Source organism: Fusobacterium varium, assembly GCA_021531615.1.
GTDB lineage: Bacteria > Fusobacteriota > Fusobacteriia > Fusobacteriales > Fusobacteriaceae > Fusobacterium_A > Fusobacterium_A varium_C.
Genome location: JADYUE010000061.1, coordinates 1 through 10,015, shown reverse-complemented (window position 1 = coordinate 10,015; position 10,015 = coordinate 1). Strand labels below are relative to the sequence as shown.

At 31.6% G+C, this 10,015-nt stretch carries 11 protein-coding genes; 4 read left to right on the top strand and 7 right to left on the bottom strand.

Going from position 1 to position 10,015, the window contains the following annotated elements:
* A partial coding sequence (locus tag I6E31_11990; GenBank protein ID MCF2640680.1) for an iron-containing alcohol dehydrogenase occupies nucleotides 1-260 on the top strand: 260 nt, incomplete at its 5' end.
* A 150-nt stretch (nucleotides 261-410) separates the two neighbouring features.
* Nucleotides 411-1,331 (top strand): N(4)-(beta-N-acetylglucosaminyl)-L-asparaginase, encoded by a 921-nt coding sequence (locus I6E31_11985; GenBank protein ID MCF2640679.1) that lies wholly within the window; start codon nucleotides 411-413, stop codon nucleotides 1,329-1,331.
* A 38-nt stretch (nucleotides 1,332-1,369) separates the two neighbouring features.
* Here I6E31_11985 and I6E31_11980 read toward each other — a convergent pair whose 3' ends face one another.
* The 6 genes from I6E31_11980 to I6E31_11955 form a co-directional block, all read right to left on the bottom strand.
* Complete coding sequence (locus I6E31_11980; protein MCF2640678.1) at nucleotides 1,370-2,308, bottom strand: pyruvate ferredoxin oxidoreductase; 939 nt, start codon at nucleotides 2,306-2,308, stop codon at nucleotides 1,370-1,372.
* A 12-nt stretch (nucleotides 2,309-2,320) separates the two neighbouring features.
* The gene (gene porA, locus I6E31_11975) at nucleotides 2,321-3,499 is read right to left on the bottom strand and encodes a pyruvate ferredoxin oxidoreductase (GenBank protein MCF2640677.1); all 1,179 of its coding nucleotides are present in this window, start codon (nucleotides 3,497-3,499) and stop codon (nucleotides 2,321-2,323) included.
* A 16-nt stretch (nucleotides 3,500-3,515) separates the two neighbouring features.
* Nucleotides 3,516-3,818 carry a 4Fe-4S binding protein gene (locus I6E31_11970; GenBank protein MCF2640676.1) on the bottom strand — a complete coding sequence of 101 codons (303 nt, stop codon included), beginning with the start codon at nucleotides 3,816-3,818 and terminating at the stop codon, nucleotides 3,516-3,518.
* Nucleotides 3,818-4,393, bottom strand: coding sequence for a 2-oxoacid:acceptor oxidoreductase family protein (locus I6E31_11965; protein ID MCF2640675.1), 576 nt, complete (start codon nucleotides 4,391-4,393; stop codon nucleotides 3,818-3,820). The genes I6E31_11970 and I6E31_11965 overlap by 1 nt, the downstream gene beginning before the upstream one ends.
* Before the next feature lie 234 nt (nucleotides 4,394-4,627).
* Entirely contained in the window at nucleotides 4,628-5,449 is an 822-nt protein-coding gene (locus I6E31_11960) for an MBL fold metallo-hydrolase (protein ID MCF2640674.1), read from the bottom strand.
* 48 nt (nucleotides 5,450-5,497) lie between these two features.
* Nucleotides 5,498-6,031 carry a cupin domain-containing protein gene (locus I6E31_11955; protein MCF2640673.1) on the bottom strand — a complete coding sequence of 178 codons (534 nt, stop codon included), beginning with the start codon at nucleotides 6,029-6,031 and terminating at the stop codon, nucleotides 5,498-5,500.
* A 331-nt stretch (nucleotides 6,032-6,362) separates the two neighbouring features.
* Between I6E31_11955 and I6E31_11950 the strand changes: the two genes are divergently transcribed.
* Nucleotides 6,363-7,379 (top strand): PTS sugar transporter subunit IIC, encoded by a 1,017-nt coding sequence (locus I6E31_11950; GenBank protein MCF2640672.1) that lies wholly within the window; start codon nucleotides 6,363-6,365, stop codon nucleotides 7,377-7,379.
* A 17-nt stretch (nucleotides 7,380-7,396) separates the two neighbouring features.
* A complete protein-coding gene (locus I6E31_11945) occupies nucleotides 7,397-8,608 on the top strand; it encodes an L-serine ammonia-lyase, iron-sulfur-dependent, subunit alpha (GenBank protein MCF2640671.1) in 1,212 nt (403 codons plus the stop codon).
* Between the two features lie 79 nt (nucleotides 8,609-8,687).
* Here I6E31_11945 and I6E31_11940 read toward each other — a convergent pair whose 3' ends face one another.
* Nucleotides 8,688-9,869 carry an iron-containing alcohol dehydrogenase gene (locus I6E31_11940; protein MCF2640670.1) on the bottom strand — a complete coding sequence of 394 codons (1,182 nt, stop codon included), beginning with the start codon at nucleotides 9,867-9,869 and terminating at the stop codon, nucleotides 8,688-8,690.
* Between the last annotated feature and the right edge of the window lie 146 nt (nucleotides 9,870-10,015).

Sequence of the window (10,015 nt, the reverse complement as noted above, 5' to 3'; positions counted from 1 at the left end):
ATAAATATGGAGATATAGCAAGAGCTATGGGAGTAGATACAACAGGAATGACAAAAGAGGAAGCAGCAAAAGCAGCAGTAGAAGCAGTAAGACAACTATCAAAAGATGTTCATATCCCACAAACATTAAGAGAAATAAACATTCCAGAATCAGGATTACCAAAATTATCAAAAGATGCTTTAGCAGATGTATGTACAGGTGGAAATCCAAAAGATGTAACATTAGAAGATATAGAAAAATTATACAATATAGCTTACTAATTAAAAAAGTAATATAAGAGAGGAACTGTTGTAAGTTGATGAAAATCAATTTACGCAGTTCTTTTTTTATGGTTAATAGTTTTCTTGTTTTTTAAATGATAAAGTGATAAAATCAAATAAAAATAGTTGTTAACAATAGGAGTGAGAAAGATGAATAAATGGGGAATTATAGCAACTTGGAAAATGGCTGTTGATGGAGTTGCTATAGGAGCAGATATTTTAAAAAATAAAGGAAAATGTCAAGATGCAGTGGAAAAAGCTATAATGGAAGTTGAAAATGACCCTTTATATACTTCAGTAGGTTATGGAGGACTTCCTAATGAAAATTGTGAAGTAGAATTAGATGCAGCTTTTATGGATGGAAAAACTTTATCAATGGGAGCAGTAGCAGGAATAAAAGATTATAAAAATCCTGTAAGTATAGCTAGAAAACTTAGTGAAGATAGATTTAATATTTTTTTAGTTGGAGATGGTGCAGAGGCTTATGCACATAAAAATGGATTTATAAGACAAAATATGCTTACAGAGAGAGCTAAAAAAACTTGGGAAACAAGAATGGACGAGATAACACAAAAAAATCTTTCTCCATATGATGGGCATGATACTGTTTGTATGATTAGTTTAGATAGTGAAAAAGATATGGCAGTAGCAACTTCAACAAGTGGATTATTTATGAAAAAAAGAGGAAGAGTTGGAGATTCTCCAATTCCAGGATCTGGATTCTATGTAGATAATGAAGTTGGAGGGGCAGCAGCAACAGGACTTGGAGAGGATATAATGAAAGGGTGTCTTTCATATGAGACTGTTCAAAGAATGAGAAATGGAGTCTCTCCAATGAAAGCAGCTCAATCAGCAGTGGAAGATTTTTCAGAACAGTTGAGAAAAAGAAGAGGAGTAGCAGGAGCTATATCTATTGTTGCTATGAATAATAAAGGTGAATGGGGAATAGGAACAAATGTTGAATTTAGTTTTGTAGTTTCAACAGATGAAAAAGAATTAAAATCATATTTAGCTACTCCAATATTTAATGAGGATAAAACTATTAAAGAGATTAAAATAGAAGAGATGTAAAATAAAAAAGCACGATATTTATCGTGCTTTTTTAAACCTTATAATTCTTCACCACATCTTTTTAAAAGTCTTTCCCATTTAGTATCTACATCTTTTTGAATTCTATCAATGATGTGTCTATTTTCAGGTTTGAAAAGATGTTTAAATCTTCCTTGTTTCTTTAAGAACTCTTCAATAGGAAGTTTTTTCTTAGGTCTGTAAGTTAGTTTCCATTCCCCATTTATTACTTCAAAAAGAGGCCAGTAACAAGTTTCTACAGCTAATTTACACATCTCCATAAGATCTTCGCTTTCATATCTCCATCCTCTAGGACAAGGAGCAAGAATATTTAAGAAAGCTGCTCCCTCTGTATAGATAGCTTTTTCAGCTTTTTCATGTAAATCTTTGAAGTTTCCCATAAATGTAGTTTGGGCAACATATGGAATATTATGAGCTGCCATTACATCTGAAAGCTCTTTTCTAGTTTGATTTTTTCCTGTACTTTCACTTCCAAGTGGAGTAGTTGTAGTGTCTGCTCCAATAGGAGTAGCAGAAGATCTTTGAATACCAGTGTTCATATATGCTTCGTTGTCATAGCATACATAAACCATATCATGTCCTCTTTCCATAGCTCCAGAAAGTGATTGGAATCCTATATCATATGTTCCCCCATCTCCACCAAAAGCTATAAATTTATATGTATCATCAATTTTACCTTTTTTCTTTAAAACTCTATATGCTGTTTCAGCTCCGCTGATAGTAGCAGCAGCATTTTCAAAAGCAGAGTGAATAAAAGAATCCTTCCAAGCTGTATAAGGATAAAGGAAAGTTGAAACTTCAAGGCAGCTTGTAGCACTACAAATAACAGCTTGATCCTCCTCTTTTAGAGCTCTTAATACTCCTCTTACTGCAACTGGTGCTCCGCAACCAGCACACATTCTATGTCCACCAGTAAGTCTTTCTGGTTTTTCCATCTCTTTTTTGAAATTATATGCCATATTATTATCCTCCTAACCTCTTACACCAAAATGTCTATATCTATTTTTAACCTCTTCATCTTTTTCTTTTAATAAAGTTTCAAAGATCTCTTTGATATGGTTTGTAGTAACATCTCTACCACCAAGTCCATACACATAGTTTACCATTTTAGGTCTTGGGTTACAGTCATAAAGAGCAGATCTTACTTCAGCAAAAACAGGTCCTCCAGCAGCAGAGAATCCCTCAGATTTATCCATAACAGCTACCATTTTTATATGTTTAAGTGCTTGAGCAATCTCTTCCATAGGGAAAGGTCTAAATACTCTTATTTTTAAAAGTCCAACTTTTTTCCCCTCTTTTCTCATCTCATCTATAGCAGCTTTTGCAGTTCCAGCAGTAGAGTTGATAACAACTATTGCTACTTCTGCATCATCTAATCTATATTCTTCAAAGAATCCATATTTTCTTCCAGTTAATTTTTCAAATTCAGCAGCTACTTCAAGAATAACTTTTTTAGCATTTATCATAGCATGAGCTTGATTAACTTTGTGCTCCATATAGTATGAAACAATATCATAAGGTCCCATAGCTACAGGTCTTTTAGAATTTAAAAGATAATCTTCTGGAGTATATTCTCCAACAAAAGCTTTAGCTTCATCGTCTTCAAGTAGTTCTATATTTTCAACAGCATGACTTGTGATAAATCCATCTTGGCAAATCATAACAGGAAGTTGAACATCTGGATGCTCACCTATTCTATTAGCTTGTAACATATTGTCATAAGCTTCTTGGTTTGTTTCACTATATATTTGAATCCATCCAGCATCTCTAGCACCCATAGAGTCACTATGATCAGCATTGATATTGATAGGTCCAGTAAGAGCTCTGTTCACACAAGCAAGTGTAATAGGTAATCTAGCTGAAGATACAACATAAAGCATCTCCCACATAAGTGCAAGTCCACAAGATGAAGTTGCAGTCATTGTTCTAGCTCCAGCAGCTTGAGAACCCATAGCAGCTGACATTGCACTATGTTCTGATTCAACTGGAATAAACTCTGTATCAACTAATCCATCAGCAACAAATTTAGAGAAATATTGTGGTATTTCTGTAGAAGGAGTGATTGGAAAAGCTGGTACTACATCTGGATTTATTTGTCTCATAGCTATTGCTACGGCTTCATTTCCTGACATTCTTTCTCTTATACTCATTAAATTTACCTCCAAATTACTCTTTTATAAATTCTATTGCTTTAAATGGACAAGCTTTATAACAAATTCCACAACCTTTGCAATGATCCATATCAAAATCTAGTCTCTCACCATTTTTTACAGGAATTGCAGAGTCTGGGCAACAAGGAACACACAATAAACAGTTAGTACATTTATCTTTTAAAAACACAGGTTTCATAGATCTCCAGTCTCCTGTTTTAAAATGAGCTGCACTTCCAGCTTCATAAACTATTCCACCTGGAGTTATATCTTGCCAAGTTATCTCTTCAGTAATAGGTACACCAGCTTTATTTTTCATTATTCTTTCACCTCTCTCATAGAACGAGTTAATGCTTCCATATTTCCTTTTAATACTTCAGGTTTACTTGCAAATTTATGTTTAAAAGATTCTTCCATAGCATTTAAAAATGCTTCTTCTTCCATAACTTCACTAACTTTTACTACTGCCCCTAACATAGGAGTATTAGGGAAATTTTTACCAAGTGTTTCTTCAGAGATTGTTCTAGCATCACAAGTATAAACTCTTCCTTTGTAACCTTTTAATAATGGTTTAAATTCAGATGCAGATTTTGAACTATTTATAATAATAGCTCCATCCTCTTTTAATCCCTTTGTAACATCAACACTTTCAATAAGAGTTTCGTCAACAACTACAACGAAATCTGGCTCATATATATTAGAGTGTACAGTTACTCTATTTTTAGATATACGATTGTAAGCTGTTATAGGAGCTCCCATTCTTTCAGGTCCATATTCTGGGAAACCTTGTACATACATTCCATCACTAAATGCAGCATCAGCTAAAAGAAGAGATGCTGTTTTAGCACCTTGTCCCCCTCTTCCATGCCACCTGATTTCAAAAATTTCTCTCATAGTTTTTTCACCTTTCCTTATGATTTACTAGATTTTTGAGCAAAATATAAAAAATATTATTTTTTATTGATACTAATTAGATTATACATATTTTTTATTAAAATTCAAGTATAAAGTGATTTAAAATTAAAAGAAATAATCTAATTTTAAAATAAATGTATCTAATTTTATCGAAGTATAAAAAGTTGATATAGTTCAATAAAAAAAGAGCTGATATTTATCAGCTCCAACTAATTAAAATATAATTTCATCTCCAGTATTATTAGATATTAACTTAATATCTAAATTTTTAAAATAGTTCAATGCTTTTTCTCCAGTACAATGGGAAACAGCTAAAAATTTAATATTTTTTTCCATAAAATATTGTGCAGTTTTTTCAATTCTTTCATCACTAGCTCTTGAAAGATGTAGTCCCCCAATAACTCCATAGATATTTTTTCCAGTTTCGTTAGTTATACTCTCAATAATATTACAAATTCCTATATGAGAATAACCACAAATTAAAACCATTCCCTTTGGAGTATCTAAACCTATAACTAACTCATCATTCATATGATCTAAAATAAAAGAATCTCCGATTTTTTTAAAATAATATTCAGCAGGTGGTTCAAAATCAAAATAACTTTTAAAATCTGTGAAAAAAACTATATTTTTTGAAATCTTAAAACCATTAAAAATATATTTAATATCTATATTGTTTTTTTCTAAATATTCAAAATCAAAATTATTCCCTAAAAACTCTTTTATTTCAGGTTTTATTCTATATTTTTCCTGAAAAAATTTTGGTGTAACATATAGAGTAAAATCTTTATTGGAGTTTTCAATAAAAGTTTTTAAACCACCAGTATGATCATAATGACTATGGCTTAAAACAATATGTTTTATATTATTAGGAACAATATTTAACTCTTTAAAATTATGAAAAAATAGCCCTGTTTGTCCAGTATCAAAGATAAGTTCAATATCATTATCTTTGATAAAAAAAGAGAGTCCAAATTCATTTTTTAGATTTTTATTTTTTCCAAGATTATTTTCAATTAAAGTTATAATTTCCATTGTTAACTCCTACTTTTCATTTTAATGAAATTCCATTATTTTGAAAAATTATTTTTTACTTGAGAACCAATATACTACTGATGGAGTATCTTTAGGATTTTTATATCTATGAGGAGCTCCCTCTTTGATAACAATAGAGTCTCCCTCTTTTAATAAAAATATCTCCTTATCCACTTCAATTTCTAATTCACCAGTGATAACAACTCCAATTTCTGAATATGAGTGCCCCCAAGACATGTCACTAAATGTATCTCCACCTTCAATAGTTATAGCTATACCATTAAAATTTGATTTTCCATTAAGTAAACTTTCAACTTTTACATGAGATTCCATATTTACAAAAATTTCCTCTCTCTCCTCTTTTTTAGTAACAGGAGATAGATTGAGAGTATTGTCTAAAATTTCCATTAAGTTTACATTAAGAGCTTGGCAAATCTGTTGTAGATTACTAATTGAAGGGCTATTTAGATCTCTTTCAATATTACTTAAAAAACCGATTGATAACTCTGTCTTTTCTGAAAGTTCTTGAAGAGTGTATCCTAATTTTTTTCTTATAGCCTTGATCTTTTCCCCTAATTTCATTAAAGTATAACCTCCATTAAATAAAAATAATTCCTTATAATTATATCACATTTTATAAAAAAGTTAAAATAATATCACTATAATATAATTTCATTTTAGTATAAAAAATAGCGAAAAATAGCATATTGAAGGAAAAAATTATAGTTTAAACTGAAACAATTTTCAAAATAATGAAAAAAATCATTGAAATAATATGATCTCTATGCTATAATCTTCCTGTAATTTTTTTATGTCAAAAAAACATCTATTGTTCACTAAGAGAATAATAAGTGTTGTTAAACTATACAAAGTTAAGTTTAAATTAAAAAGATAAGGGTAAAAGGAGACAAAAATGGAAATTTTAAAAGGAGTTGTTTTATTACTTGTAGTATTAGCAGGTTTTTCACTATTTAGTTTAAAGATGCCTAAGGGTATGAAGGCTATGGGAGCATTAGCAGGAGCAGCAACAGCAAGCTTTCTAGTTGAGGCATTTCAACTTTATGTAGGAGGAGATCTTTTAGGAGTTGAGTTTTTAAAAGGAGTTGGACAAGCAGCAGGTTCAATGGGTGGAGTTGCAGCAGGAGCATTAGTTCCAATTGCTTTGGGAGTTAATCCAACTTATGCAATATTAATAGGAGTATCAGTTGCAGGATTTGGAATTCTTCCAGGATTCTTAGCAGGATATATACTATCATTTGTAGTACCTAAAATTGAAAAAGTTGTTCCTCAAGGGCTAGATCTAATATTTATTATCTGTTTTATAGCACCTTTAGCAAGACTTATAGCAGCAATTTCTAATCCAGTAGTAAATTCGACACTTTTAAATATAGGTGGAATATTAGAAAGTGCTTCTCATACAAGTCCAATTTTAATGGGAATTATCTTAGGAGGAATTATAACAGTAGTAGCTACTGCACCTCTTTCATCAATGGCACTTACAGCAATGCTTGGACTTACAGGAGTACCAATGGCAATAGGGGCTCTTTCAGTAATGGGATCATCTTTTATGAATGGAGTATTCTTCCACAGAATGGGATTTGGAGATAGAAAAACTACAATAGCAGTGGCAATAGAGCCATTAACTCAAGCAGATATAATTTCAGCTAACCCAATTCCAGTATATGTAACAAACTTTATAGGTGGAGCATTAGCAGGAGTAATAGTTGCACTATTTGGTTTAATAAATAATGCTACTGGAACAGCTACACCAATAGCAGGGCTTATGGTAATGTACGGATTTAATGATGCTTTAACAGTTACAAAAGTGGCATTAATGTGTGCAGGAGCAGGAATATTTGCAGGTTTCTTAGGTTCAATAATATTTAAGAACTATAAGATTAAAACAGTTGATGAGATAAGAGGAAAATAGGATAAGGAGGCAGATTTGTGGATAGTTTAAAAGAATTATTTAAAATAGGTTGTGGACCATCTAGTTCACATACAATGGGACCAGAGAGAGCAGCTAAGAGATTTAAAGCAGAAACAGAAGATGCCGTTTCATACAGAGTAGAACTTTATGGAAGTTTAGCAGCAACAGGAAAAGGACATTTAACTGATTGGATAATAGAAGAAACTTTAAAACCAAAGAAAACTGAGATAGTATGGATGCCAGAATTTATTCATCCATATCATACTAATGGAATGAAATTTGAAGCATTAGATGAAAATGGAAATGTACTAAAAGATTGGTTAGTATTTTCAGTAGGTGGAGGAACAATAAAAGAGCTTACTGATAGTAGAAGTAATGCTGGAAAATGCTATCCTCTAACTAAAATGGATGATATTATTAAATGGTGTAAAGAGAATAATAAAGAGCTTTGGGAATATGTTGAACACTGTGAAGGAAAAGAGATTTGGGATCATCTAAAAAATATTCTTGATACAATGAATGCAGCAGTATCAAGAGGAATCAAAAAAGATGGAGTACTTCCAGGAAAATTAAGATACCCAAGAAAAGCTAAAGAGATCTATGATAAAATTGATAAAAAGAAAAACTATTTAGTTGTTACTAAAAAGATTTTTGCTTATGCTCTTGCAGTAGCTGAAGAGAACAGTAGTGCAGGAACTATTGTAACAGCTCCTACTTGTGGGGCAGCAGGGGTTATTCCTGGACTTTTAAGAGCTTTAATTGAAGAGTACGAGTTAGATGAAACTACAACTTTAAGAGCTCTTGCAATAGCTGGATTAATAGGAAATCTAATTAAAGAAAATGCAACTATATCTGGAGCAGAAGCTGGTTGCCAAGCTGAAATTGGTGCAGCATGTTCTATGGCATCTGGAATGGCAGTATATATTTTAGGTGGAAATATAGATCAAATTGAATATGCAGCAGAGATGGGAATGGAGCATCACTTAGGAATGACTTGTGACCCTGTTGGTGGATATGTACAAATTCCTTGTATAGAGAGAAATGCTATTGTTGCAGTTAGATCATTAAATACAGCTGATTATGCTCTTTCAACAAATGGAGAACACACTATTAGTTTCGATCAAGTTGTAATTACTATGAAAGAAACAGGAAGTGATATGTGTTCATCATATAAAGAGACATCAACTGGTGGATTGGCTAAATATTACGATAAATTTTTAAAAGCTTAATTATGCCTGAACCCTTTAATTTATTTATATATTTAAATTTAGAAACAAACAAAAAGACCTGTGAAAACAGGTCTTTTTGCTATCTTGCCATAGAATATATTTTTGCCATATCCTCTTTAAATAGCTTTTTAAATGAACCAATATATCTAGTTCCATTATTACTACATTTTTCAGCTAACATTTCTACATCTTCATCAGATAGATTAATTCTAGTTTCAGAGATAGATATAGGCATTTCAATATCTTTGTAGAAGTTTTCCATAGCTTCTATTCCTTTAATTGCTATTTCTTCATCTGTTCCTATTTTTTCTATTCCAAATACATTTTCAGCAAATTGAGCAAATCTTCTTGGATTTTCTTTGTAGACATATCTTGCCCAAGATCCCCAAACAGCAGATAATCCAGCTCCATGAGCTATATCATAAACTCCACCAAGATCATGTTCTAATTGGTGAGTTGACCAATCTCCAATTCCACCACAACCAGTTAAACCATTGTGTGCTAAAGAACTTGCCCACATAATCTCTGCCCTAGCTTCATAGTTATAAGGATTTTCTAATGATATTTTTCCATATTTTATCATTGTTCTTAAAAGTCCTTCAGCTATCTTATCTGTAAGTTCTAAGTTTCCAACAGGAGAAAAATATCTTTCCATTGTGTGCATCATAATATCAACAACTCCACAAGCTATTTGATATTTAGGTAGAGTATAAGTAAGTTCAGGATTCATTATAGCAAATTTAGGTCTTGCATTGTCACAACCATAAGATCTTTTTAGCTGCTCATCTTCTTTAGTTACAACACTTCCACTACTCATCTCACTTCCAGCAGCAGCTATTGTTAAAACAACTCCAATAGGAGCACATTTTTGAGTTTTTTTCTTTCCAATATATAGGTTCCAAACATCTTCTATATCAGGGTTAGCAATACCATACCCTATTCCCTTAGCAGAGTCAATAACACTACCTCCACCTACTGCTAATATAAAATCTACACTGTTTTCTTTAGCTAATTTTATTCCTTCATATATAAGGGATAATCTTGGATTTGGTTTAACTCCTCCTAATTCTATAAAAGAGATATTTTCTTCAGTTAAAGAAGTTTTAATTTTATCTATCAAACCACTTCTTACAGCACTTCCACCACCATAATGGATTAAAACTTTTTTAGCTCCAAAATCTTTAGCAAGTTTTCCAACATTTTTTTCCTCATCTTTACCAAAAACAACTTTTGTTGGTGTGTAATAAGCAAAATTTTCCATATTTACCCCCTTAAATTTTAGATAAAACATATCTTTACATTGGATTCCATTTTCAAAAATTAGTTGCTTATAATTAGTAGTGAACTACTCCCACCTATAGAGGTGGGAGCTTCGTAATTACTCATCAGAGTAATTCTAAAGAAGTT

What these genes read in the sequence shown, in the direction of transcription:
- I6E31_11985 (MCF2640679.1), top strand. Translation starts at nt 411, where the DNA reads ATGAATAAATGGGGAATTATAGCAACTTGGAAAATGGCTGTTGATGGA.
- I6E31_11980 (MCF2640678.1), bottom strand. Translation starts at nt 2,308, where the DNA reads ATGGCATATAATTTCAAAAAAGAGATGGAAAAACCAGAAAGACTTACT.
- porA (MCF2640677.1), bottom strand. Translation starts at nt 3,499, where the DNA reads ATGAGTATAAGAGAAAGAATGTCAGGAAATGAAGCCGTAGCAATAGCT.
- I6E31_11970 (MCF2640676.1), bottom strand. Translation starts at nt 3,818, where the DNA reads ATGAAAAATAAAGCTGGTGTACCTATTACTGAAGAGATAACTTGGCAA.
- I6E31_11965 (MCF2640675.1), bottom strand. Translation starts at nt 4,393, where the DNA reads ATGAGAGAAATTTTTGAAATCAGGTGGCATGGAAGAGGGGGACAAGGT.
- I6E31_11960 (MCF2640674.1), bottom strand. Translation starts at nt 5,449, where the DNA reads ATGGAAATTATAACTTTAATTGAAAATAATCTTGGAAAAAATAAAAAT.
- I6E31_11955 (MCF2640673.1), bottom strand. Translation starts at nt 6,031, where the DNA reads ATGAAATTAGGGGAAAAGATCAAGGCTATAAGAAAAAAATTAGGATAC.
- I6E31_11950 (MCF2640672.1), top strand. Translation starts at nt 6,363, where the DNA reads ATGGAAATTTTAAAAGGAGTTGTTTTATTACTTGTAGTATTAGCAGGT.
- I6E31_11940 (MCF2640670.1), bottom strand. Translation starts at nt 9,869, where the DNA reads ATGGAAAATTTTGCTTATTACACACCAACAAAAGTTGTTTTTGGTAAA.